Origin of the sequence: uncultured Campylobacter sp., from assembly GCF_947255105.1 — a bacterium.
Taxonomy (GTDB): Bacteria; Campylobacterota; Campylobacteria; order Campylobacterales; family Campylobacteraceae; genus Campylobacter_B.
Genome location: NZ_CAMYFP010000003.1, coordinates 23533 through 47959, shown reverse-complemented (window position 1 = coordinate 47959; position 24427 = coordinate 23533). Strand labels below are relative to the sequence as shown.

The following is a 24427-nucleotide window of genomic DNA, read 5'->3' as shown; positions in this document are numbered from 1 at the left end:
TAGATGAAATTTAAAAAATACCTATCAGAAAAACCGCTCTTCTATCAAAAATTTGACTTTGAGAGAATGCCACGTCTTTACAATAAGATAAAAGATGCTCTTGATACCAAACCAATCATCCACATCATCGGTACCAACGGCAAGGGCAGCACGGGACGTTTTATAACTCAGCTATTAGAAAAAGAGGGCAAAAGTGTAGGGCATTTTAGCTCGCCACATATCTTTAAATTTAATGAGCGTTTCTATAAAAATGGCAAAGATGTAGAAGATGAGGAACTAGAGAGAGCACATAAAGAATTGCAAAGAGTTTTAGGCGATGATATTGATGAGATTTCTTATTTTGAGTATGCTACATTTATTGCGATGATACTTTTTAGAGAGTGTGAGTTTTGGGTCTTTGAGGCGGGACTTGGAGGGGAGTTTGACTCTACAAATGTTTTAGAAAAAAAACTCACTCTTTTTACGCCAATTGGACTAGATCACACAAATGTCCTTGGAGATAGTATCGAAAAGATATCTCTTACTAAATTAAGAGCGATGGGTGCGGTGGCAGTTTTAAATAGCTCTATGGATAAAACAGCTTTGCATTTAGCACAAGACTTAGCAAAACAAAGAGGCTCAAAGCTCTTTTTAGCAGATGAGTTGATAACTAAATTTGAAAAAGAGCAGATAAAAAACTATATCCAAAAAAACTTACTTGCCCACTATCAAGAGAGCAATTTATCTTTGGCATATGCCGGTTTTAAACTTCTTGGCTTTAGCGGTATTGACGAGCTAGGGCGACTAAATATCGCAGGAAGACTTCAAAGAATCTCTTCGAACATCACCATAGATGTCGGACACAATCCGCTTTGTGCAAAGGCAATAAGAGATGAAATTTATCCAAAAAAGGTAGTTTTAGTTTATAACTCATTTTTAGATAAAGATGTAAAGTCAGTTTTATACAACTTAAAAGATATAGTAAAGCGAATTGAAATTTACAGATATGAGAGCAAAGATAGAGCGCTTGCAACAGATAAAATCAAAGATATTGCAAAAGAGTTGGATATTGAGTGCCTCTACTTTAGCTCCATTAAAAAAGATGAAAACTACCTTGTTTTTGGCTCTTTTATGTTGGTAGAGGAGTTTTTAAAAGGAGAGTTTTATGATACAAGCAAAAGTTTATGAGTATTTTAAAGAAAAAAATAGCATAGAACTTTTGGTAGTCGCAGACAAAAATGAAGCAAGAGAAGCGACTGAAGTTTTGGATTATTTGGGTTATACAACCTTTGTTTTACCAGATTTTAGGGCTAAATTTGGCGATGATTTGAGAGCTTTTTATGATGAGTTAGTAACTATTAGTAAAGAGCTTTCAAGTTATTATGAAAGTAGCGCAAACAAAAAGATTTTAATCTCTCCGATAGAGACCATACTTCACAAACTTCCAGCTAAAAAACATCTAAAAAAATTAGAGCTTAAATTTGGCGATGAGATAAATTTAGATGAGTTAAAAGAGGAGTTTTTGCACTTTGGCTATGAGTTTGTCGATATTGTCGAGGCAAAAGGCGAGGTTAGTTTTAGAGGAGAGGTGATAGATATTTTTGCCACAAATCAAAACAGACCAATTAGAATCTTGCTAGATGACACTCTCATAGAGAGCATAAGAGAGTTTGACGAAGAGTCTCAGCTTAGCAACAAAGATGAGCTTGAGAGCATAAGCATAGCGCCATTTATAGCAGCTCTTGATAAAAATGAGTTTGAACATATCGAGCATAAAATCCACAGCATAAAAAGCTCTGCTTTGATTGCTGACTTTGCCTCTTTGGGTTTTTGGGCGATAGATGACTTTGTAAGATATGGCGATATTTTCAAAACTGCGCTACTAACAAGTAGCTATAAAGATTCATTTGACAATGAGATTGATCTTTCTATCTTTAAAGAGGCCTCACTCATCAACGAGCCAAAAATTTACAAAGATCTAATCGCCACCTTTAGCAAAGATTTTATGCAGCTAAATCAAAACAAACAGATTACCATTCTTGCAAGAAATGACTCTTTGTTTGTGGCAAATGAGTGCTATTCTTATAAAAACTGCACTCTTAAGCACTCTACTGCCATCTTAAATATCTATAGTGATAGTGAGGTTATCATCTCACTTAACAAACCTTTGCCAAAGAGAGCCAAAAAAAGAGCAACCATCGTTCTTGATGAGTTAAAGCCGGGCGATTATGTCGTGCATGAAGATCACGGAATTGGCAAGTTTAACGGTCTAGAGCTTATCAAAGTTATGGGTGTTAAGAGGGAGTTTGTAGCTATTTTGTATCAAAACGACGATAAGCTTCTTTTGCCTGTGCAAAATCTCAATAAGATAGATCGCTATATCGCAAGTAGCGGTGTTGCTATGCTAGATAAACTTGGCAAAACAACCTTTATGAAGATAAAAGAGAAGGTTAGAGAAAAGCTCTTTGCAATAGCCTCTAAAATCATCGCTATGGCGGCACAAAGAGAGCTAATAGAGGCAAAAAAGATAACAATTCCAACAAAAGAACTTGGCGAATTTAGACAAGCTGCCGGCTTTACCTACACAAAAGATCAAGAAGAGGCTATTTTTGAGATTTTAAAAGATTTAGAAAGTGGTAAGGTGATGGATAGACTGCTTAGTGGCGATGTTGGCTTTGGAAAGACAGAAGTTGCTATGAATGCAATTTTATCTGTCATAAAAAGCGGCTATTTGGTTTTGTTTTTTGTCCCTACAACTATACTTTCATCACAGCACTACAAAACTCTAAAAGAGCGTCTTAGCCCCTTTGGCGTAGCTGTTTTTAAGCTTGATAGATTTACCACAACAAAAGAAAAAAATGAGTTAAAAAATGCTATCTCTAACAACACGCCATTAGTTTGTGTTGGAACTCATTCGCTTTTGGGACTAGGAGCTTTTAACGTTGGGCTTATCATTATTGATGAAGAGCATAAATTTGGAGTAAAACAGAAAGAAAAGCTAAAAGAGCTTTCTAAAAATTCTCATCTTCTTAGTATGAGCGCAACGCCAATCCCGCGAAGTTTAAATATGGCACTTAGCAAAATCAAAGGCTATAGCACACTTTTGACGCCGCCAAAAGATAGGCTAGATATCAAAACATATGTAAAAGAGAAAGATGATGTTTTGATAAAAGAGGTCATCTTAAGAGAGCTTCGAAGGGGCGGGCAGATTTTTTATGTCTATAACCATATAGCTGGCATTGAGGGAGTTAAAAAGTGGCTAAATGACCTTATACCTTTTCTTAAAATAGTAGTTCTTCACTCACAAATTGATTCCAAAACAACAGAAGATGAGCTTAATAAATTTATAAATGGTCAATACAATCTCATGCTTTGCACAAGTATCGTAGAGAGCGGCATTCATATGCCAAATGTAAATACCATCATCATCGAAAACTCAAATAAATTTGGCATAGCAGATCTTCATCAGTTAAGAGGTAGAGTTGGAAGAGGCGCTAGACAGGGATATTGCTACTATCTCATCGAAAACAAAAACTCACTTACAAAAGAGGCACTAAAGAGATTGGTAGCGCTTGAGAGTAACTCAAGTTTGGGTTCAGGAGCAGTTTTGGCATATCACGATCTTGAGATTAGAGGTGGTGGCAACTTGATAGGCGAGGCACAAAGTGGTCATATAGAGGCCATTGGCTACTCTTTATATCTTAGAATGCTAGAAGAGGAGATAAACAAACTTCTTAGTAAAGAGACGTCTAAGAGTGATGTTGATATCAAGCTTGAGATTGCAGCCTATCTAAATAGCGACTATATTCCTTATGATAGGATTAGGCTAGAGCTTTATAGAAGGCTTAGCAGGTGCAAAAGTGCGAGTGAGGTCTATGAGATATCAAGTGAGATGGAGGATAGATTTGGCAAGCTTGATATCTTTACAAAGCAGTTTTTAAATCTTATTATCATTAAGATTTTGGCAAATGAGTTAAATTTCAAAAGCATTACTAGCTATAAAGAAAATATCCTGCTAATAGATAGCAGCGATAAAAAAATCCAACTCAAAGCTAGCAGTAGCGATGATGACGATGTGGTGGTAAAAATTTTAGAGTATTTAAGAGGTAAAAAGCAGTGATTAACTGGCAAGAGACAAAGGCAGCTATTTTTAGAAGTAACAAAAAAACACTAAAGCCAATAAAAGAGATTGACATTCCAAATTTAGAATTTTTAGTTGGGCTAAAAAGACAAAAAGAACTCTTATATGAAAATACAGATAAGTTTATAAAAAAGAGCGAGGCAAACCACGCACTTTTATGGGGGCAGAGAGGTTGTGGTAAATCAACTCTTGCAAAGGCCATTTTTGGCAAATTTTATGATTTGGGACTTAGAGTTGTTGAGATAAGAAGTGCAGATTTGCTCTATTTAGAAGATATTTTAGATGAGATTAGAGAAAGTAGTTTGAAATTTATCATCTTTTGCGATGACCTTAGCTTTGAAGAGGGCGATTTTAACTACAAATACCTAAAACCGCTTTTAGAGGGCAGTTTGGAACTTGCGCCAAAAAATGTCTTAATGTATGCCACCTCAAACAGACGTCATCTTCTACCAGAATACCAAAAAGACAACCTAGATGTAGAGATTAGCAATGATGAGTTGCACTACGGCGATGCCATAGAAGAACGCCTTTCGCTCTCTGACAGATTTGGACTAAGTATCGGCTTTTATCAAGGTAGCTATGAGGAGTATCTTTTGATGGTTGAGAGTTATTTTAAGGACTACAAGGGCGATAAAGAGAAGCTTTTCAAAAAGGCAAAAGAGTTTTCTATGATAAGAGCTAGCCGAAGTGGGCGAACAGCAAAGCAGTTTTATCTTGCATATAAGGATAAATTTTGACAGAACTTTTTATAAATTTGTATAGACTAAATTTGGTAAAAGATCATAGATGGTGGCCAGGATATGGGACTTTTGAAGTTATAGTTGGGGCAATTTTGACACAAAATACAAAGTGGCAAAATGTAGAAAAGGCACTTGAATCTCTTAAAAAAAACAACTCTTTAACCATCAACGGACTTTTAAATTTGACTGAAGAAGAGCTTGCAACACTTATAAAACCAAGTGGCTTTTACAACCAAAAAGCAAAGAGGCTAAAAGGGCTAATGGAGGCGATGAGCCGCGATTTTGGCGACTTTGAAAGCTTCAAAAAAGAGGCAAACAAAGAGTGGTTAAGTAGGGTTAAGGGGCTTGGAGCTGAGAGTGTGGATTCTATCCTTTGTTATGCTTGCGAAAAAAACACAATGGTAGTTGATAGATATGCTATGAGAGTTCTTTCATATCTTGGCTATGAGTTTCAAAGCTATGAAGAGGCAAAGGAGCAGCTAGAGTCTATCGACTATGATTTTGTGGTTAGTGAGTGCGGTGTTGCTTATGAGCTAATTTTTGCGCTATTTCATGGGCTTATTGTTGAGTTTTGTAAGCTACATCTAAAAAAGGGTGAGTTTGATGATAGCGGGAGAGCTTTTTTAGATACTCTTAAGTTTTAAACTGTTTTGGCGGATAGTGGTGGTGAAATTTAGCTCTATTTATTGCCGCAAGAGTAGCTTTTTATCATTGTATTAGTTTGTCTTTTGTTGTGAAATTTAAACTATCCACTCTTTTATAATATCCTAATGACAAAAATTCTCTCTTTTTACAAGAGATAGTATGTCGATAAATATCTTTTAGCGATGAAAGAGAGTTGTTATCTAAAAAAAAGTGAAAATAAATTGTGAAATTTAAACTTGAAGATAGGCAAAACTGCCTATCTTTTTAAAGCTCCACAGAACAGGTAAAGTTGCCATGTAGATTACAGCGTGCTGTTGAGGTTAGTTTTTTGACACCTTGCAAATCAACTCTTGTGCTAAAAAATCCTCTTGATATCATAGGTTCAAGGCTTGTTTTGCCAACTAGTTTGTCATCTGCGTAGAGATCTATCTCATATATCCAGTGTTTTTCTTCACTTGGGTGGATTATGTTTTTTTGTCCGACAGTTATCTCGACCAAAGTAAAGCCCTTCTCATCTTTGTCTTTGATAGAAATTTCAGGAAGATGTTTTGCCTCAAAATCGGTCAAATTATCCCAATCTTTTATCTCAATGTCCTTTGTATTTATGATAAGAGTATCATCATAAGCTCCAAGGGCAGAAAAAGCAACTGCACTAGCACCAAGCACTTTTAACGCATCTCTTCTTTTCATTTTTTCTCCTTTTTAGTTTGAAAATATAAGATTATTATATCTATTTTTCGTTATAATCAATCAAAATAATTCTAGGAGTCCAAATGTCTAGCTTTTTTATATTTGTAATAGCTGTTATAGTTTTTGTTGGAGCTTTTATAGCTTCTTGTATTAAGGTAGTTTCACAAGCCGATTTAGTTATAGTTGAAAGACTTGGTAAATTTCACAAAACTCTTCAAGGCGGTTTTCATGTAATTATCCCAATTATCGATCTTCCAAAGGCAACTCTTAGCTCAAAAGAGCAGATTATTGACATTTATAAACAACAAGTCATAACTCAAGATAACGTCAATATAAGCGTTGATGGACTTGTCTATCTAAAGATACTAAATGGCGAGATGACCTACTACAATGTAGAAGACTACAGACTTGCCATATCTAGCCTTGCGATGACTACTTTAAGAGGCGAGATTGGTATGATGAACTTAGATGACACACTTTCTTCAAGAGATAGGCTAAATACCTCATTGCAACAGGCTTTAGGCGATGCGGCCGATAACTGGGGTATCAAGATAATGAGAGTTGAGATATCTGAGATCTCTGTTCCAAAAGAGATAGAAGATGCTATGAATCTACAGATGAAAGCAGAGCGTGAAAGAAGAGCAATAGAGCTCAAAGCTCAAGCTGAAAAAGAGGCTCTTATAAGAAATGCAGAAGCTCTAAAGCAAGAAGAGGTTCTAAAAGCAGAGGCGATTGAGAGAATGGCTCAAGCAAAAAAATATGAGCAAATTGCCCTTGCACAAGGACAGAGAAATGCTATGGAAAACATAAATGAAGCAATTCAGACATCCAATTATGGCGCTGAATATCTACTAGCAGTTGAGCGTATAAAGGCATTTAATGAACTTGCAAAAAGTAGCTCCAAAGATAAGGTGATAGTGCCATTTGAGACAATGGAATTTATAGGCTCACTATCAGTTATAAAAGATTTTTTAAGTAAGAAAAATGGTTAGTTTAAGCCCACTTATACTAATAACTCTTGGAGTGATTTTTCTCTTTATTGAGCTTATCACTCTAACTTTTTTTTCTATCTTCATTGCTATTGGATTTTTTGTTGTAGGAGCGGTTGCCTTTTTTATGGAGTTTGGCATTCTTTGGCAACTCTTTTTTGTAGCACTTATCTCTTTAGTTATGACATTTTTGTTAAAAAAGCCCATTAAAAAGCACTTCAATAAGAGTGATAAAACTATCAAAGATAACTTTTTAGATGAGAGTGGCGTTGGAGTTGTAAAAAATGGAATGATCTACTATAAAGGGACTTTTTGGCGTATAGATGATATTGGTAGTTTTGATGAGGGAGATAGAGTTGAAGTCTTGGGAGTTGATGGAAATAGGCTTTTGATAAAGGGCAGAGTTGAGAAGAATAGATAGAAAAGATGCGTTAGATCTTTTAAACAATTATGACCTAAAAGAGCTAGGCAGATTGGCGTTTGAGCGAAAAAGAGAGCTACATCCAGATAGGATTACTACATTTATCGTAGATAGAAACATCAACTACACAAATACCTGCTGGGTTGGTTGTAAATTTTGCGCCTTTTACAAAAAAAAAGGTGAAGAGGGCTCTTATCTTTTGAGCTTTGAAGAGATAGGCAAAAAGATAGAGGAGCTTTTGGATATTGGCGGGACTCAGATACTTTTTCAAGGTGGAGTTCATCCAAATTTGAAAATTGAGTGGTATGAAGAGCTTTTGGACTTTATACATACCAACTATCCAACCATAACAATACACGGCTTTTCAGCCATAGAGATAGAGTATATTAGCAAAGTAAGTGGCATTAGCACTTTGGAAGTTTTAAAACGGCTTCAAAAAAAGGGACTTTATAGTATGCCAGGAGCGGGCGCGGAGATACTTAGTGACAATGTAAGAAAGATCATCTCACCTAAAAAAACAGATAGCAAAACTTGGCTAAATATCCATAGAGAGGCTCACAGTATCGGCGTAAAAACTACAGCTACGATGATGTTTGGAACGGTTGAGAGCTATGATGATATTATAGATCATTGGGAGAAGATTAGAGAGCTTCAAGATGAGAGCGGTGGCTTTAGAGCCTTTATACTTTGGAGTTTTCAAGGCAAAAATACAAGACTTATGAAAGAGTATCCAACCATACAAAAACACTCATCCAACAGCTATCTTAGGCTACTTGCTACATCAAGACTTTTTTTGGACAACTTTAAAAATATCCAAAGTTCATGGGTTACGCAAGGTAGCTATATAGGGCAGTTGGCTTTGATGTTTGGGGCAAATGATCTTGGCTCTACAATGATGGAGGAAAATGTCGTAAAGGCAGCGGGCGCCTCTTTTAGGATGAATACCGAACAGATGATTGAGCTTATAAAAGATGTTGGGGAGATTCCCGCTAAAAGAAATACTAACTATGATATATTGGAAATTTATAGATGAAAAAAGAAATTTTAACTCTTAAAGGTCAAGATATAGATCTTATCTACGGATATGACAACTCCTTGCCTGTTGTTATCTTTAGGCTTGTGTTTAGAGCAAGTGGCGATTTTAGAAGTAGCAAGGCGGGAGTTGCAAAGATAGTAAGCGCTCTTTTAGAAGAGGGAAGCAAAAAAAATAGTAAAAAATTTATAAATGAACTTGAAAAAAGAGCCATATCGCTTAGTTTTGAGGCAGGTTTTGAGACCTTTGTAGTGGAAATAAGTTGTCTAAAAGAGCAGTTTAGCAAGGCTTTGGGCTTTTTAAAAGAGATTTTAAAAGAGCCAAATTTCACAGAAGAGAGTCTTAAAAAGGTCAAAACTATTCAAAAAGGGACTTTGCTAGCTCTTAAAAATAACTTTGATTATATGGCGCAACTCTCACTCTCTTCCATACTTTATGAAGACAAACTCAAGCAAAGATCGATATTTGGCACATTGGAGTCTATTGATAGTATAGAGCTTCAAGATGTAAAAAACTTTTTTGATACTCTTTGTTTGTCAAATTTATTTGTAGTTTTGGGCGGCGATGTTGCACTTAAACGTGAAGAGATAGCAGAAGCTTTGGACTCTTTACCTGTAGGCAAGGCAGAGAATTTGCCATTTTTCAAAACCTCTAGCAAAGAGGAAGTTTTAAAAACAAAAGAGATGACCAACCAAGCCTATATCTACTTTGGAGCGCCCTATTTTGTAGAGAGAGATGAGAAGTATTTAGCCGATGTTGCTACCTTTATACTTGGAAGTGGTGGCTTTGGAAGTAGGCTTATGGAGGAGGTTAGAGTCAAAAATGGACTTGCCTATTCTATATATGCAAGAAACGACTTAAAGCTTTCAAGTAGGTCAATTTTGGGTTATATGCAGACTAAAAATAGCAAAAAAGATGAGGCATTAGCTCTTATAAAAGAGGAGTTTTCTAAATTTGTCAAATTTGGAGTTGATAAAACAGAGCTAGAGCAGGCAAAAAACTTTTTAAAAGGCAGTTTGGTTCTTAGAAAAGAGACCTTTTTAAAACGTCTAAATATAGCTCAAGGCGAGTATTACGATGGATATAAGTTTGGCAAATTTGACGAAGAGATAGAAAAAATCATCTCTTTGAGTTTAGATAGACTAAATGGCTTTATCAAAGAGCACGAAGAGATAACAAAATTAAGCTTTGCAATGATTTATAATGAGGATTGAGAGCAAAGATAGAGCAAAACTTGCGCCATATGGCATAGAGAGCATTTTAGATATAGCTTTGGTATTGCCAAAATCTTTTTTGGATTTGAGCTTGACACCGACTCCAAAAGAGGGCGTTGTAACTGTTTGGGTTGTGATAAAGGAGTTTAAATTTCTATATAACAGAGCGGTTGTAAGTGCCTTTTGCAAAACTTGGCAAATGCCACTAAATATCGTCATATTTAACGCAAGAGCGTGGCATGGCAAAGTTTTTGGTGTAGGCAAAGAGCTTTTTATCCACTCAAATGCCACTTTTTATGGTGGCGCACTTCAAGTTACCAATCCCAAAGTCATCACCAAAGTTGGCGAAATAACACCAGTTTACCGAGAAAAAATTCCCTCTTTTAAAAAATATGTTGATAGGTATGTCACTAGATCAAATTTAGAAAATTTGGGGCTAAGAGATGATGAGTGTGAGCTACTTTTGGGACTTCATAAGAGTGATAAAAAAAGCATTGAGCTGTTAGATAGGCTAAAGAGCGATGATCGGCTTTTAAATATAGTCAAATTTGTTGAAATTTATAACTATATTTTAAAACTTAGCCAAAAAAAGCAGCACTTTAGAGCAAATTTTAGCGAGCCTAAAAATATAGATGAGTGGCTTGCAAAACTTCCATTTAAGCCGACCAATGACCAGCTTTTGGCAATTGATGAGATTAAAAATGACCTTAAAAGCCCTATGCAAAAAAGACGTGTTGTTATGGGCGATGTTGGAAGTGGCAAGACTTTGATAATGTTAGCTGCCGCTCTCATGGCACAAAAAGCCGCTCTCATGGCACCAACTACGATACTTGCAGAGCAAATTTATCAAGAGGCGAAGAGACTTTTGCCATCTGATTTTAATATTGTTTTGGTGACAAGTGAGCAAAAACAGGACTTTAGCGACTTTAATCTCATCATTGGAACTCATGCGCTGCTCTTTTTGGAACTTCCACCGCTCCCTCTTGTAATGGTAGATGAGCAACATAGATTTGGCTCTAGTCAGCGAGCAAAGATAGAAAAACTCACAAGAGATGGCGAGTTTAGGGCGCATTTTCTGCAATTTAGCGCAACACCGATTCCTAGGACTTTAAGCCTTATAGAGTCTGAGTTGGTGGAGTTTAGTTTTCTAAAAGAGCTTCCTTTTAAAAAGGATATTAGAACGGTTATTTTAACTACAAAAGGCTTTTCTTTGCTGCTTAAACATCTAAAAGATGAGATGGCAAAGGGCAGGCAGGCAATCATCGTCTATCCTTTGGTAAATGAGAGCCAAAAGAGCCTCTATCAAAGCCTAGAAGAGGGGAGCTGGTTTTGGCTAAAAAACTTTCCAAATGTCTATATAACTCATGGAAAAGACCGGGAAAAAGAGGAGATTCTTAGGGAGTTTAGAGATAGTGGCAATCTTTTGCTAACTACAACTTTGGTAGAGGTTGGTATCTCTTTACCGCGTCTTAGCACCATTGTCATAGTTGGGGCTGAGCGTTTTGGACTTGCTACGCTTCATCAGCTAAGAGGTAGAGTTGCAAGGCATGGCGGAGTTGGATATTGCTATCTTTTTACCAAGTTAAAGGAGCCGCCTGCTAGACTTGTTGAGTTTAGTAAAACTCTTGATGGCTTTGTAGTTGCAAAGATAGATCTCCAAAATCGCAAATCTGGCGATATCTTAAGCGGAGTTTATCAACATGGAGAGAGTTTTAGCTTTTATAACTATGAAGAGGAAATTACTCTGCTTGCTAAAAAACGGGCAAAAACTTGGCAAAATCGCATTGAAATTTAAGTAGCTTTTTGCTGCTCTTGCCTCTATATCTTAAAAGTTTCTATCTTGCTTTAAGAAATTTAATCTTTTTCTTATAATTAAAACAACTATTTTGCCACTTAAATTGGCTGTATCTACAAAATGTTTTAGAGCAAATTTAGTTAAATTTCATAATTTGTGGCTAAATTTAAAGAGTGAAATTTAGCCAAGTTATAGGCAAAAAGAGGCTTAAATTTATCCGCACTCTACTCATCTTTCAAAAGCTTTGTCGCCTTTATCTCATTGTGCTTTTTTAGATTTTTATACTGCTTGCTAAAATAGAGCTCAAAAACATCTTGACTATCTATCGCCTCTGCCTTTTCTGCTCTCTCCACCTTTTTATACTCCGAATTACTCAAAAGCTCAAATGCCAAAACATTATCACTAATTTGAACCTTTAAGATATCTTTTAGCTTTGTTCCTAAAGCTTGGTTTTTTATCGGTGTCATAAGCTCTAAGCGGCGCTCTAAATTTCGTGGCATCCAATCCGCACTTGAGATATATACATCCGGATTTGAGTGTTTGAAATAAAAGATCCTTGCATGTTCTAGGTATTTGCCAACTATAGAGATGACTCTTATATTTTCGCTAAGTCCCTTAATGCCAGGTCTAAGGCAGCAAATTCCACGGACTATTAAATTTATCTTAACTCCACTTTTAGAAGCGCTATAGAGAGCCTTTATCATATCGGTATCTACTAGCGAGTTCATTTTAAGGATTATCTCTCCCTCGCTTCCCATCTTCTCTTCGGTTTTTATCATCTCTAAAAGCCTCTTTTTTATCTGCATAGGTGACATTGAGAGGTGAATAAGTCTTCTATTTTTGTTGTAACCTGAAAGAATGTTAAAAAAGTTGGTTATATCAGTTGCAAAGTCCTCATCCGTTGTAAAAAAACTCACATCGGTATAGATTTTGGCGCTACTTCCATTGTAGTTGCCAGTTCCTAAATGCATATAAAATTTAAGTTTGTCATCTTGTTTTCTGATAATCTGAGTAACTTTTGCATGCACCTTAAATCCTGCTATTCCATAAATAACATGCGCTCCAGCAGACTCTAACTCTTTTGCCCAGTAAAGGTTGTTTTCTTCATCAAATCTAGCCTTTAACTCAACCATAACAGTGACTTGCTTGCCATCGCTTGCGGCGTTTATTAGGGATTGGATGATTGGTGAGTTTTTCTCAACTCTATAAAGTGTCATTCTTATAGAGATAACTTTTGGATCTTTTGACGCCTCTTTTATGAGCTTTGCCACAGGATCAAAGCTCTCATAAGGGTGATAGATGAGCGCCTCTTCCTTTTCGATAGAGTCAAAAATAGAGATATTGTCATCAAATGGCGGCAATGTTTTTGGACCATAGTGCGGAAAGCCTAGATGGGATAAGTTTTTATTGCTTGCTATCTCCCAAAGCCCATCGATAGTAAGTGGAATGCCATAATAGTAGATATCTTTATAAAATATTTTGGTATGAAAAGTTAAAAAGTCAAGTATCTGCTGGTCTGCATTTTTGCTTATCTGCATTCTAACAAAGGCCCCTTTTCTTCGGAGTTTTAGACCTTGCTCAAGTATCATCATAAAGTCATCTGCCTCTTCTTCTTCTATCACGATATCGGCATTTCTAGTCATTCTAAATGGTGTTGAGCTAAGAAGTTTATATCCTGGAAATATCTCTTCAACATGCCTTTGGACAATAGTTTCTATCGGAACATAGACATTTTCATTGACATTCACAAACCTTGGAAGAACGCGCGAAATTCTAACAAGTCCAAAATTTATATTATCAGGGTTGCTCTTATCGCTAAGTTTTACAGCCAAAGAGAAGCTTAGGTTGTTTAGATGAGGAAATGGATGTGTAGAATCGACCGCTATTGGGACAATTACATGGATTATGTTTGAGAAAAAATATTCATCCGCTCGTTTTTTAAGAGCCGGTGTTAGCTCGTTGTAGTTTTTGATGTAGATATTGTTTTTAGCCAAAGCACTCACAGTTTGGTTGTAATAAAGCTCTAACTCTTTTTGCTCGTTGTTTAGGTAGTTTCTAACAGCTCTTAACTGATCAAGTGGTGTCATACCATCATCACTTCTAACAGTTATACCAGCGCTAAATAGCTGTTTTAGACCGGCTACTCGTATCATATAAAACTCATCTAAGTTGGTTGAGTAGATAGCCAAAAACTTCAACTTCTCAAGAGGTGGAATCTCTTTGTTTGATTGGTATAAAACTCGCGTGTTAAACTCAAGCCATGAAAGCTCTCTATTTATGTAAGGATTTTCTTTTCTATTCATCTAATCTACCTTATAGGATTTTGCTTATTATAACAAAATAGTGCTGTTTTTGCTATAATCTTAAAACTATGAAGATTTTTAATAGCTTTAGAGAATTTCTCCTATTTATGGCAGCTTTGGGCTGCGTATTTGCATTAAACCTCTTTTTAATTTATAGCGATTACAATAAATTTAAAGAAGATAGCGGCTTTTTAAAGGCAACTGTGATAAATAGCTATCTAAAGACAAGCTCCAACAACAAAAGCTACAGAGTTTTACTTTTGGAGTGCGATAAATTTAAGTTTTATACCACAACTTACAAAAAAACGAAATTTAGCCCACATCAAAAAGTTTTAATAAAGCCAAATAGAGCAAAAGTTGGCTTTATAGACTATCTAAAAGGGAGCTTTTATATGCCAAATTTGGCGATAAAAAAACTTGATCTTGGTAGAGATAGCTCCATTAGAGATGAAAGCATAAAGAGCATAAAGTCTTTGCATAAAGATGAGAAAATCGCCTCTTTATATAGTGCTCTTTATCTTGCAGCACCTATGCAAAAAGAGCTAAGAGCCGATATTACAAAGTGGGGGATAGCTCATCTTATGGCAATTAGCGGCTATCATATAGGAATTATTTTTGCTATTTTGTTTTTTCTTTTGAAGTTTTGCTATCTTCCTTTGCAAAAGAGATATTTTCCATATAGAAGTAGAGAGTTTGATCTCTCTGTTTTAATATTTGGCTTTTTGGTTTTTTATCTATTTTTGCTAGATTTTGCGCCAAGTTATCTAAGGTCGCTTATAATGTCGCTTCTGCTTTTTTTCTTTGCCATTAGAAATATTAAAATCATCTCATTTGAGACTCTTTTTCTAACAATTATTATCGCAATAGCTCTCTTTCCATCTTTAATTTTTTCGGTTGGATTTTATTTTTCTTGTATGGGCGTGCTTTATATCTATCTTTATGTTAGCTACTTTTGGGGCAAATTTAACAAATTTGTAGATGTGATTTTGCTAAATTTATATATCTTTTTTGCGATGAATATACCTGTTTATTACTTTTTTAGTAGTTTGAGTTTTACTCAGATAGCAGTAGTGCCGCTTGGCTTTGTCTTTTTGCTCTTCTATCCGCTCTCTGTTGCTTTGCACTTGGTTGGTGCTGGTGATTTGCTAGACTCTTTTTTGTTGGACTTTTTAAATTTCAAAGTGCAAAAATTTGTTGTTGATATACCGCTTTATCTCTTTATCATCTCAAATTTAGTCTCCATTTTGGCTATTAGATGGAAGCTCTTTGCAATCACTGCCTGCGCTATAGGCTTTACTCCTCTGTTTTTTATCAAGTTGGTAACATAGCTTAAGACCATAAAGATAGACAATCCACGCTATATAAATCCACAAAAAGAAAAAGAGCAAAATGCTAAAAGAGCCATAAAGACTTAGATAAGTTCTGTTATAAAATGAGTATTGCACAAAGATAAATTTAGAGATATTCCAGAGCAAACTTGCAAAAAATGAGCTTATGATGATGTTTTTTGTATATGTTTTCTCATCTACGCTTACTTGATAACTAATGGCAAAGATAACCCATATGATGATGTAGGGTAGCATAGTTAGGATATTTATCCAATTGGTAAGATAGGTTCTATCTAAAAAGAGTTGCACCTGCGAAGAGAGATAGAAAGAGAAGCCAAGTCCAAGTGGCGCTAATGTAATGAGTGTCCAATATTTGCTAAAGCTTTGCCAAAAGCCCTTTTGTTTTAGCCTCATTATCTTTGATACAACATATTCATAGTCGCTAAAAAACATCAAAGAGGTGATAGTTATTGCCATCACTCCAAAGACTCCAAGGCTTATTTTGTTGGCTAAAAACTGCTCTATGTAGTCTGTTATAGCGTTTTGATGTGATGGAAGTAAATTTGAAAAGATAAAGAGCTTGATTTTGGCATAATACTCATCAAAGCTAGGAAGTTGCGTAAATATTGAAAATGAGAGCAAGAGTATCGGAATGAGAGAGAGAAGCGTATGGAAACTAAGACTTGCTGCATAGTGCATAAGCTCCTCATCATATATGAGCTTTGTCCAAAATCTCACTCTTTTAAAAAAGGCTCTTATCTTTGACATTTTAGATTATTAGATTCCCATTTTGTCAGGATTTAGGATATTGTTTGGATCAAATGCTTTTTTTATCCTTCTAAAAAGCGCCAACTCTTCATCGCTAAATGCCATCTTCATATATGGTGCTTTACTTAGCCCAATGCCATGTTCGCCGCTAAGTGTGCCGCCAAGCTCGATGGTTATCTTAAATATCTCTTCGATAGCCTCATAGCCTCGCTTTACCTCATCTTCATCTTCTTTATTTACCATTACATTTGTATGGACGTTGCCATCGCCTGTATGCCCAAAACAAGGGATTGTAAGACTATATTTTTGTGAGATTTCTTTAATTTTTTGCAAAAGAAGAGGGAGTTTTGATCTAGGAACTGTAATATCCTCATTAATCTTTAAAGTGCCGTAGATATTGATACTTTGAGAGCAGTTGCGTCTTGCAAACCAGATATCACCACTCTCTTTTTCATCTTTGGCTACTATAAACTCTTTTGCTCCATTGTGTAAAAAGGACTCTTTTAATGTCTTTAGATCATTTTCAATCTGCTCTTCTATATTGCCATCAATATCGGCTATAAGAAGTGCTCCAGCCTCTTTTGGAAGTCCTTTGTTAAATTTCTCTTCAACAGCTCTTATGCAAAGATTGTCCAAAAACTCCATAGCTACAGGGACAACTCCGCTTGCCATAGTTTTATAAACTGCATTCATCGCATCATCAACACTATCAAAAACGCCCATAGCTGTCTTTTTGAGCTTTGGTTTTGCAATGAGCTTTAAGGTAATCTCTGTAATTACAGCCAAAGTTCCCTCGCTTGCTATGAGAATTCCTGCTATGTTATATCCAGCTACATCTTTTATAGTTCGCTTTCCAGCTCTGATGATATCGCCATTTGGCAAAACAGCCCTTAGAGCCATGACATAGTCTTTTGTTATGCCATATTTTGCCGCCCGCATTCCACCGGCATTTTCAGCGACATTTCCGCCAATAGTTGAGTAGCTCTCACTTGCAGGATCTGGCGGGAAAAATAGTCCCTTTGCCTCAACTGCCTTTTGAATATTCAAATTTATCGCACCAGGCTCAACTACGGCAACTAAGTTTTGCATATCTATCTCTTTTATCTTATTCATATGCTTTTCAAATCCAAGAATAATGCCGCCACTAACTGCAAGAGATCCGCCAGTAAAGCCACTTCCTGCACCACGTGGAATTATACAGATTTTATTTTCGTTGCAGTATTTTAAGATTGCACTAACATCGCTCTCATCTCTTGGAAACAAAACTCCATCAGGAAGATGACGTTTTTTGGTCGCATCATAGCAGTAGGCTAGCTTGTGCGCATCATCAAAGTAGGCATTCTCTTTTCCTAAAAGTTTTTCAAAAAACTTTATATCTTTGTTATCTATCATTTTTTACTCCTATAATATCTCTATAATAGCTATTATAATCCTTTATATAGTGGCTTTTTGGGTTGAAAATAGAGGTTTTGATCTCCTTTACTCTTGAGTAAAATGGAAGTTGATACTCATCGATTTTGTCTGTTTTGAAGCTTTTTAAAATTTTAAAGCTGTGACAATCTAGCAAAAAGCTCTCCCCATCCAAAACAAAAAAGATAGCTCCAGCTTCATTTTCATAGCAGGCATTTTGAAACTCTTTTTTAGTTGGATTTGGCTTGCGACCTATAAAGAGCGAAGCGGCCATTAGATCTGAGTTTATAAAGTTTGTTGCTCTAAATTTATCAATTGTAGAGTCATAACTCTTTTTGTTTGGCGCAATAAGTAGCACTCTGTTGTAGAGATGATTTAGCAAAACTCTATCTGTAGGGCTTGGCTTGATGTTGATATTTGGAAGTGCCTTTTGAGTAAGTTGTTCATATGGACTAAGTAAAAGTGTCGCCATTTTGCCATCTTTTGCAACAACTTCGCCTCTTGCAACGATAAAACCATCAAAGCCACCTGTTGGCTGGTGCAACACTACTGCGCTGCTACCTACTACTATGTTTGGGCTATCTGCTATGAAAGCTCTATCTTTGGAGAGTGAGATGATTGATGTTTCATATGATGGCAGGTTAAAGCTGTTTGAAAATAAAAGTGTAGTTAGAGTTAAAATTGCTATTAGCTTTTTCAAATTTACTCCTGATTCTAAAATGGTGCTAATTATACAATAGAATAAATTTACTTTTGCTAAATTGAGATTTTGGAGCAATAGATATGACTTTTTAAATTTGTTTTAATATAAATTTAAAAAGTTTTTGCTAAATATAAGCTAAATTTAGTTACCATTGTGCTTTCAAAATGATATGTTGTTTGGATAAAGGATTAAGATGTATAGGTTGATTTTGCTGTTTTTAACTGTTGTAGTCTTTTCTTATGGAAAAACTCCAACACTGCAATATACAACCTTTAGTTGGGAAAAAGGAGCGACTCTTTTACAATTTCTTGAGATAAACAACATTCCAAGAGCACTCTATTATAACCTTTCGCCAGAAGATAGAGAGCTTGTAAGCGAGATAAGAGCAGATGTTGAGTGCGATATCTTAAAAGATGAGTTTGGAGTGATACATCAAGTGCTTATTCCTATAAGTTCTGAACTTCAAATCCAAATTTATCAAGACAAAAGCGGACATTATGCTATGGATTTTATCCCAATTATTTTTGATGAGGTTGAAAAAGAGTTACTTATATCGGTTGAGAGCACTCCTAGCCAAGATATCCAAAAGGCAACAGGAAGCGGCGCTTTGGTGCGGGCTTTTTTAAATATATATAGAGGACAGATAGATGATAGGAGATTTAGAAAGGGAGATAAAGTTGCTATCATTTATCGTCAAAAGATAAGAGTTGGCAAACCTTATGGAGATCCTGAGATAATCTCAGCAGTAGCCAACCAATATAAATTTAGCAAATATCTCTATCTTTATGAGTCAAAATACTATGATGAAGATGGCAAAAGAGCTGAATCTTTTCTCTTTAGGTTGCCACTTAAGGGCAATTTTAGAGTCTCTTCCAAATTTACACCCAAAAGATATCACCCAATCCTTAAAAAATATAGAGCTCATTTAGGCACAGATTATGCAGCACCTAGAGGAACTCCAGTTTATGCAGCAGGAGATGGCAAAGTTAGCTTTATAGGCAAAAGAGGAGGTTATGGAAACACTGTAGAGATACGCCACGAAAATGGATATTTAACTCTTTATGCACATCTTCAAAACTTTGCCAAAGGACTAAAAAAAGGTCAAAAAGTTAGCCAAGGAGTGCTTATTGCCTATGTTGGCACAACAGGACTAAGTTCTGGGCCACATCTTCACATTGGGCTTTATAAAAACAATGTTGCTATTGATTTTGAAAAGGTTGTCTATGTAGAAAGAGCAAAAGACAGAGTAAAAAAAGAGGCTAAATTTAAAGAGATAAAAGAGATACAAAATAAAAAATTAGCGGCTGTTCTTGATGGTAAATTTAAGCCATTTGAGTATGAGAATTTTAAAAACTATATAGAGTATGAGCAAAAAGATGGAATATGATGAGATAAAAGAGGCAAAAGAGTCTCTTAGACAGTATATTGCCCATAAGAAAAAATTAAGTGGCAGCGATGTAGTTGAGTATCTAAAAGATTTAAAAAGAGCCAAAAAAGAGGAGTATTTATACTATTTGGAGCTTTTAGATCCTGAAAGTTTAGCCCAGGCTGCAGTAGAGATGCCAGATCATATGCTAGAAGATGTGCTGCTTCACATTCCAAAAACCTACATCGTAAAGGCACTTGAAGAGCTTGAAAGTGATGAGCAATTTGAACTTTTTGGATATTTGAAAGATATCGATGAGACTAGAGCCAAAGAGATATTTAAAGGACTTGACAAAGAGGATCAAGAGGATATCTTAAAGATTTCCAAATACAACGATGACGAAGTTGGCGCCTATATGCAAACTGAGATGTTTAGTGCAAAAGCAAACGAGACCTTAAGAGAGGCGATAGATAGACTTAGAGATCTAAGACATCAAGATGAGATAGAACATGTTTATCAACTTTTTTGTGTAGATAAAAACAACAAACTCAAATACTCCATTCCACTATCCGATCTTATCATCTACAACTATAGTCTTACCATTGGTGAGGTTGTAAGGATAGCGGGCGAGAACAATTTTAAGCCAATTTTTAGCTATGATACCGACTCTATAGATAGCGCTGTTATTAAATTTAGAGAGTTTGATCTAAGTGTTTTGCCAATCATCAACAAAGATGGCGTTTTGGTTGGTAGAATAACTGCTGAGAGCGTTCACGATCTCATACAAGACAAAGCAACTGATCAAATTTACGGCTTTGTTGGAGTTGATGAGGATGTAGAGCTTGAAGAGACTGTCACTAAAGCTGCCAAATCGCGAGCATTTTGGCTGCTTATCAATCTTGTAACTTCACTTATCTCTGCAACAGTTATAAGTCTTTTTTCAGGCGAGATAGAGAAGTTGGTTGCACTTGCTGCTCTTATGCCAATAGTTGCAAGTATGGGCGGCAACACCGGTTCACAAGCACTTGCTGTTACAGTTAGAAGACTTGCACTTGGGCAGATAGAGTTTAGGGACGCAAAAGAGGTAATTTTAAGAGAGATTGGCATTTCGCTTATAAATGGCGTTATCTTTGCCATCGCCCTTGGACTAATAGCCTATTTTTGGTTTAAAATCCCACTTCTTGGAGTTGTAATTGCTATCTCTATGGTTATAAATCTTGGTATTGCTGGACTTATTGGAACATTTGTTCCGCTTACTTTGAAACGTTTTGGGGTAGATCCTGCTGTTGGATCTAGTGTATTGCTTACTGCAACTACCGATGCTTTGGGCTTCTTTTGCTTTTTGGGACTTGCAAAATGGATACTTCTATAAAAATCATCAAAATTTCAAAGTTAGAAGATGATAAGTTTTTAAAGCCATTTCGCATAGATTTTGAGCAAAATGGTGTTAGGCGTCATTGGGATTGTGTTAATGTGCATGATAGCGTTGCGGCGCTTCTTTATCACAGGCAAAAAGACGCAATTCTCCTTGTAAAGCAGTTTAGAGCGCCTGTTTGGTACTATCAGACAAAACATAATACCAACCAAGAGATGGAGCTAGGTTTTACCTATGAGCTTTGCGCTGGCATAATGGACAAAGGCATAAGTAGGGAAAAGACCATAAAAGAGGAGATTTTGGAAGAGACTGGCTACTTGGTAGAAGAGGTTGAGTATGTGACATCTTGCTTTAATGGACTTGGTTTTAGCGCCAACCAACAGACAATGTTTTATGCCACTATAGATGAGAGTATGAAAAAAGGCTTGGGTGGTGGAGTAGATGGGGAAGATATCGAACTTTTTTTCTTGCCGTTAAAAGAGGCAAAGAGTTTTATCTTTGATGAGAGGCTAGTAAAGGCGCCCGGACTTTTGTATATGATAATGTGGTTTTTAGAAAACAAAAAAGAGCTCTATAAAAAATCTATCTAAATTTCAAAACAGCATATTTTGGTGCTATTTTGCTTTTTATCCTCTTAGCTTGAAATTTAACACTTGAAATTTAACACTTGAAATTTAACACTTGAAATTTAACACTTGAAATTTAGAGTTGAAATTTAGAGTTGAAATTTACCGCCGCCGCTGTTTGGTAACCCAACTGCTAGCTTAAGTATCAATTTTGGTCATGGGACTTGTGTCCCACAACCTATTTTCCAAAGAGCTTTCCAAGTCCTTTGTCTATGAGCTTTTCGACATTGCTATTGCTAGAGTCTTTGCCATCATCTTTGTTTTTATTGCCACTTCCAAGTAGCTTGCCAACTTGCTTTGTGACCGCGTCATCTAACTTTTGTTTGAGATAGTTTGAGGAGATTTTGTATTTTGGCTTTTGAGTAGTTCCAGTTATCAAAACATTTATATCGGTCTTTTCAAAGTTTGAGATAACAGGGATATTTAGAGCTTTTGTTTTAGTGTTTAGCTTTCCATTTGTTACAGAGATTTTGCTTCTTGAGGCTTGCATATTGGCGTTAAAATTTATCATCTCTTGCTTGATGGTGCCATCAATCTTTGTATCTTTATAGACCTCATTTGCGATATCAAAGCCAGTAGTTGCTCTTATAAGGTTGGTAAAATTGTTTGCAACAAGCGCGCCATCTTTGATATTTGCATTAAATTTACCGCTCTTTTTTAAGATATCATAGTCCAAATCAGCCGTTCCAACTCCTTTGTATATGCGATCCATAACCAAAAGATCGCTTATCTTTTCTGTGCTAAAGCCATTAAAATTAGCTTTTAAGATGTTGTTTTTGAGATTTGCAACAAGTTTGCCATCTAAAAAGTCTGAATATAAATTTAAAAGCGAACTATCTTTTTTAAATAAAAGGTCGCCATCTGCCTTAAAATCGCCATTTAGTTTGGTGCCAGCCATAAACTCAAGCTTTGAAAGGCTTGGGATATAGAGTTGATAGGTCGCTTCGAGTATGGAGTTTGCTATGTTGAAGTTGCCATCTAGCTTTGTAAGGTTGGCGAGATCTGAGTTTAACTTGCTCTTAAAGTTTGCTATTTGGTTTTTGATGTTGAATGTAAAGTTACCATTAAAGCCAACATTTGTTGGAAACTCTTTTTCTAGGATTTTATCCAAAACAGGCTTATTTAGCACGCCAGCTACATTGATAGTGCCATCGCCGCTAAGCTCTTTTGTATCAATTGATGAGAGTTTTATCTCACCATTTATCTTTCCAGATGAGTATATTGGCTGTGCGATTAGCGCCAAAAGCTCTGATATCTCTATGTTTTTTATGGAGGCTGCTAGTTTTTTGCCATCGCTATTTAGCGCAACAGAGCCATCAAGAGTAGAGATGAGAGCATCTAAGTTTTTAAGCTCACTTTCGATAAGAGTTGCCTTTCCTTTGGCATTTAGTGAGCTATTTGAAGTGATATTTGGAGATATTTTAGAAATTTGTGGGACTATCAACTCAAAGTCTAGATCTGCCCTTTCTTTGGCGATATCGTAAGTTACATCCATCGTTTTTGTGTTAAACAAATTTGAAAAAATACCTGAAGTGCTTGTTATTTTGCCGCTATTTATGAGAGTTTTATTTGCTAGTTTAAAATCAAAGTTCTCCAAAAGGGCAAAATCTGTAAGTTTCTTTAACTCATCTTTGTTTATTGTGCCGTTATCTATGAAAAGATTGATAGAGCCTTGCATATTTTTGCTATCATAAATCTTTGATATATTGGCAACTCCATCTAGCTTTGCACTGCCAAGACTAGGGTTTGAAAGAAGGTTTATAAGTTCAATTGACTTAATCTCTACATCAAGATTTTCATCCTTTAAATTTGCCAAAATCTCCCCGCCAAAGCCCTTGATAACAGCCTCTATAAACTGAGGTTTGTTTTCTTTTATGACTATGTTTGCACCTACTTTTAGCGCTCCTACAAACTTCTTGCCAATTAGTGGCTCTAGCTTTTCAAGATCTGCAATATAAAGTGTCAAATCGCTTGTTAAGGAGCTTGAGGCTATATCATAATTTGTCCTATTTGCCTCCAAATTTAAGAGATCTGAGGCTATTTTTGTCTTTGCTGCAATTTTGTCACCATCTATCTTAATGCCAGAGTTAAGTATAAAATCAGTCTTATCTGGTGGAGTTATTCCTAGTTTTTTTAGACTAGCTTTGTCTATTTGCGCCTCTTTTGTCGCAATTAGCGCCGTTCCACTTCCATCTTTGATATCTGCTTTTATCGTTAGTTTGCCATCTAAATATTTATCAATATCAAAGACCTTTTGCATTTTTGCGATATCAAACTCTCTGCCCTCCAAATTTGCATCCACAACTCCAAAATCAACTACTTTCGCTCTGTAGTTTAAATTTGAGTTAAACATCGCTCCATTGCCATCTAGGACAAACTCTTTAAACTTGCCATTTATACCTCCGCCAACACTTAAAGGCTCTTTTAGATTTAGATTGAAGCTCTTTAAGCCATTTACATTTAGCTGATATTTTAGGTTTAAATTTTGGCTAAACAAAGAGTAGTTACCCTTGCTAGCTAGCTCTATCTCGCCATTTACAACAGCAACGATATCAATATAGTTTATCTTAATGTTAAATTTATCAAACCTAACGTCAAAGCCACTTTTGTATCTAAGATATTTTTCAACATAGGGCTTAACAAACGCATTGCCGTTATCTGTGAGTAGATATCCAACAAAAATCCCGCCGCAAAGCAACAAAACTAAAATAAGTAAAATGATATATTTTAAAGCTCTTATCATCAATCATCTCCATGAAATTTAATTCTATAAGTTTATCCAAATTTAGGTAAATTACGATTAACAGCTCAAATGGTCAAATTTAGTAAATATTTTTATAAACCTTTAGCATACTTGACTAAAGTTTAACAAAATTTAGTGCAAAACTATTGACATATTTG

General features: G+C 35.8%; 19 protein-coding genes. 13 read left to right on the top strand and 6 right to left on the bottom strand.

The annotated features are described in order from the left end of the window. The first annotated feature begins 3 nt into the window (after positions 1-3). The 4 genes from Q0X52_RS02655 to Q0X52_RS02640 are packed head-to-tail and all read left to right on the top strand — an operon-like array spanning position 4 to position 5504. Entirely contained in the window at positions 4-1167 is a 1164-nt protein-coding gene (locus tag Q0X52_RS02655) for a bifunctional folylpolyglutamate synthase/dihydrofolate synthase (RefSeq protein ID WP_297574526.1), read from the top strand. Next, the gene (locus tag Q0X52_RS02650; RefSeq protein WP_297574782.1) at positions 1148-4099 is read left to right on the top strand and encodes a DEAD/DEAH box helicase; all 2952 of its coding nucleotides are present in this window, start codon (positions 1148-1150) and stop codon (positions 4097-4099) included. Before Q0X52_RS02655 ends, Q0X52_RS02650 begins: the two co-directional genes overlap by 20 nt. After that, positions 4099-4857 (top strand): ATP-binding protein, encoded by a 759-nt coding sequence (locus tag Q0X52_RS02645; RefSeq protein ID WP_297574780.1) that lies wholly within the window; start codon positions 4099-4101, stop codon positions 4855-4857. Before Q0X52_RS02650 ends, Q0X52_RS02645 begins: the two co-directional genes overlap by 1 nt. Then, positions 4854-5504 carry a 3-methyladenine DNA glycosylase gene (locus tag Q0X52_RS02640; RefSeq protein ID WP_297574523.1) on the top strand — a complete coding sequence of 217 codons (651 nt, stop codon included), beginning with the start codon at positions 4854-4856 and terminating at the stop codon, positions 5502-5504. The genes Q0X52_RS02645 and Q0X52_RS02640 overlap by 4 nt, the downstream gene beginning before the upstream one ends. 265 nt (positions 5505-5769) lie before the next feature. Here Q0X52_RS02640 and Q0X52_RS02635 read toward each other — a convergent pair whose 3' ends face one another. Further along, a complete protein-coding gene (locus Q0X52_RS02635) occupies positions 5770-6195 on the bottom strand; it encodes a desulfoferrodoxin family protein (RefSeq protein ID WP_297574520.1) in 426 nt (141 codons plus the stop codon). An 83-nt stretch (positions 6196-6278) separates the two neighbouring features. Between Q0X52_RS02635 and Q0X52_RS02630 the strand changes: the two genes are divergently transcribed. The 5 genes from Q0X52_RS02630 to recG are packed head-to-tail and all read left to right on the top strand — an operon-like array spanning position 6279 to position 11647. Then, positions 6279-7187, top strand: coding sequence for an SPFH domain-containing protein (locus Q0X52_RS02630; protein ID WP_297574518.1), 909 nt, complete (start codon positions 6279-6281; stop codon positions 7185-7187). Next, positions 7180-7605, top strand: coding sequence for an NfeD family protein (locus Q0X52_RS02625; protein WP_297574515.1), 426 nt, complete (start codon positions 7180-7182; stop codon positions 7603-7605). Before Q0X52_RS02630 ends, Q0X52_RS02625 begins: the two co-directional genes overlap by 8 nt. Beyond that, a complete protein-coding gene (locus tag Q0X52_RS02620) occupies positions 7589-8638 on the top strand; it encodes a dehypoxanthine futalosine cyclase (protein ID WP_297574512.1) in 1050 nt (349 codons plus the stop codon). The genes Q0X52_RS02625 and Q0X52_RS02620 overlap by 17 nt, the downstream gene beginning before the upstream one ends. Next, positions 8635-9852, top strand: a complete 1218-nt coding sequence (locus tag Q0X52_RS02615; protein ID WP_297574509.1) for a pitrilysin family protein — start codon at positions 8635-8637, stop codon at positions 9850-9852. Before Q0X52_RS02620 ends, Q0X52_RS02615 begins: the two co-directional genes overlap by 4 nt. Then, positions 9842-11647, top strand: a complete 1806-nt coding sequence (recG, locus tag Q0X52_RS02610) for an ATP-dependent DNA helicase RecG (protein ID WP_297574506.1) — start codon at positions 9842-9844, stop codon at positions 11645-11647. Before Q0X52_RS02615 ends, recG begins: the two co-directional genes overlap by 11 nt. Before the next feature lie 224 nt (positions 11648-11871). Here recG and Q0X52_RS02605 read toward each other — a convergent pair whose 3' ends face one another. Further along, the gene (locus Q0X52_RS02605; protein WP_297574503.1) at positions 11872-13950 is read right to left on the bottom strand and encodes an RNA degradosome polyphosphate kinase; all 2079 of its coding nucleotides are present in this window, start codon (positions 13948-13950) and stop codon (positions 11872-11874) included. Positions 13951-14057: 107 nt separating this feature from the next. Between Q0X52_RS02605 and Q0X52_RS02600 the strand changes: the two genes are divergently transcribed. Beyond that, complete coding sequence (locus Q0X52_RS02600; protein ID WP_297574500.1) at positions 14058-15278, top strand: ComEC/Rec2 family competence protein; 1221 nt, start codon at positions 14058-14060, stop codon at positions 15276-15278. On the opposite strand, the gene Q0X52_RS02595 is transcribed toward Q0X52_RS02600, so the two are convergent. Genes Q0X52_RS02595 through Q0X52_RS02585 form a run of 3 tightly spaced genes read right to left on the bottom strand, consistent with a single transcriptional unit; the run spans position 15183 to position 18156 of the window. Continuing rightward, positions 15183-16046, bottom strand: a complete 864-nt coding sequence (locus Q0X52_RS02595) for a YihY family inner membrane protein (RefSeq protein ID WP_297574497.1) — start codon at positions 16044-16046, stop codon at positions 15183-15185. The two genes, Q0X52_RS02600 and Q0X52_RS02595, sit on opposite strands and share 96 nt — an antisense overlap. Before the next feature lie 9 nt (positions 16047-16055). After that, positions 16056-17438 carry an FAD-linked oxidase C-terminal domain-containing protein gene (locus tag Q0X52_RS02590; protein WP_297574494.1) on the bottom strand — a complete coding sequence of 461 codons (1383 nt, stop codon included), beginning with the start codon at positions 17436-17438 and terminating at the stop codon, positions 16056-16058. Next, positions 17428-18156, bottom strand: a complete 729-nt coding sequence (locus tag Q0X52_RS02585) for a plasminogen-binding N-terminal domain-containing protein (RefSeq protein WP_297574492.1) — start codon at positions 18154-18156, stop codon at positions 17428-17430. Before Q0X52_RS02585 ends, Q0X52_RS02590 begins: the two co-directional genes overlap by 11 nt. Positions 18157-18352: 196 nt before the next feature. On the opposite strand from Q0X52_RS02585, the gene Q0X52_RS02580 reads away from it, so the two are divergent. Genes Q0X52_RS02580 through Q0X52_RS02570 form a run of 3 tightly spaced genes read left to right on the top strand, consistent with a single transcriptional unit; the run spans position 18353 to position 21490 of the window. Beyond that, entirely contained in the window at positions 18353-19546 is a 1194-nt protein-coding gene (locus Q0X52_RS02580; RefSeq protein WP_297574489.1) for a peptidoglycan DD-metalloendopeptidase family protein, read from the top strand. Further along, positions 19524-20897 (top strand): magnesium transporter, encoded by a 1374-nt coding sequence (gene mgtE / locus Q0X52_RS02575; RefSeq protein ID WP_297574486.1) that lies wholly within the window; start codon positions 19524-19526, stop codon positions 20895-20897. The genes Q0X52_RS02580 and mgtE overlap by 23 nt, the downstream gene beginning before the upstream one ends. Then, positions 20882-21490 carry an NUDIX hydrolase gene (locus tag Q0X52_RS02570; protein WP_297574483.1) on the top strand — a complete coding sequence of 203 codons (609 nt, stop codon included), beginning with the start codon at positions 20882-20884 and terminating at the stop codon, positions 21488-21490. Before mgtE ends, Q0X52_RS02570 begins: the two co-directional genes overlap by 16 nt. Before the next feature lie 214 nt (positions 21491-21704). Here the strand turns inward: Q0X52_RS02570 and Q0X52_RS02565 are convergent, their stop codons facing one another. Continuing rightward, positions 21705-24269 (bottom strand): hypothetical protein, encoded by a 2565-nt coding sequence (locus Q0X52_RS02565; protein WP_297574480.1) that lies wholly within the window; start codon positions 24267-24269, stop codon positions 21705-21707. Positions 24270-24427 lie beyond the last annotated feature (158 nt).

Excerpts from the sequence above, each read along its gene's own strand:
- Q0X52_RS02605 (WP_297574503.1), bottom strand. The coding sequence starts at position 13,950 with ATGAATAGAAAAGAAAATCCTTACATAAATAGAGAGCTTTCATGGCTT.
- Q0X52_RS02570 (WP_297574483.1), top strand. The coding sequence starts at position 20,882 with ATGGATACTTCTATAAAAATCATCAAAATTTCAAAGTTAGAAGATGAT.
- Q0X52_RS02615 (WP_297574509.1), top strand. The coding sequence starts at position 8,635 with ATGAAAAAAGAAATTTTAACTCTTAAAGGTCAAGATATAGATCTTATC.
- Q0X52_RS02590 (WP_297574494.1), bottom strand. The coding sequence starts at position 17,438 with ATGATAGATAACAAAGATATAAAGTTTTTTGAAAAACTTTTAGGAAAA.
- Q0X52_RS02565 (WP_297574480.1), bottom strand. The coding sequence starts at position 24,269 with ATGATAAGAGCTTTAAAATATATCATTTTACTTATTTTAGTTTTGTTG.
- recG (WP_297574506.1), top strand. The coding sequence starts at position 9,842 with ATGAGGATTGAGAGCAAAGATAGAGCAAAACTTGCGCCATATGGCATA.
- Q0X52_RS02600 (WP_297574500.1), top strand. The coding sequence starts at position 14,058 with ATGGCAGCTTTGGGCTGCGTATTTGCATTAAACCTCTTTTTAATTTAT.
- Q0X52_RS02635 (WP_297574520.1), bottom strand. The coding sequence starts at position 6,195 with ATGAAAAGAAGAGATGCGTTAAAAGTGCTTGGTGCTAGTGCAGTTGCT.
- Q0X52_RS02655 (WP_297574526.1), top strand. The coding sequence starts at position 4 with ATGAAATTTAAAAAATACCTATCAGAAAAACCGCTCTTCTATCAAAAA.
- Q0X52_RS02595 (WP_297574497.1), bottom strand. The coding sequence starts at position 16,046 with ATGTCAAAGATAAGAGCCTTTTTTAAAAGAGTGAGATTTTGGACAAAG.
- mgtE (WP_297574486.1), top strand. The coding sequence starts at position 19,524 with ATGAGCAAAAAGATGGAATATGATGAGATAAAAGAGGCAAAAGAGTCT.
- Q0X52_RS02580 (WP_297574489.1), top strand. The coding sequence starts at position 18,353 with ATGTATAGGTTGATTTTGCTGTTTTTAACTGTTGTAGTCTTTTCTTAT.
- Q0X52_RS02630 (WP_297574518.1), top strand. The coding sequence starts at position 6,279 with ATGTCTAGCTTTTTTATATTTGTAATAGCTGTTATAGTTTTTGTTGGA.
- Q0X52_RS02625 (WP_297574515.1), top strand. The coding sequence starts at position 7,180 with ATGGTTAGTTTAAGCCCACTTATACTAATAACTCTTGGAGTGATTTTT.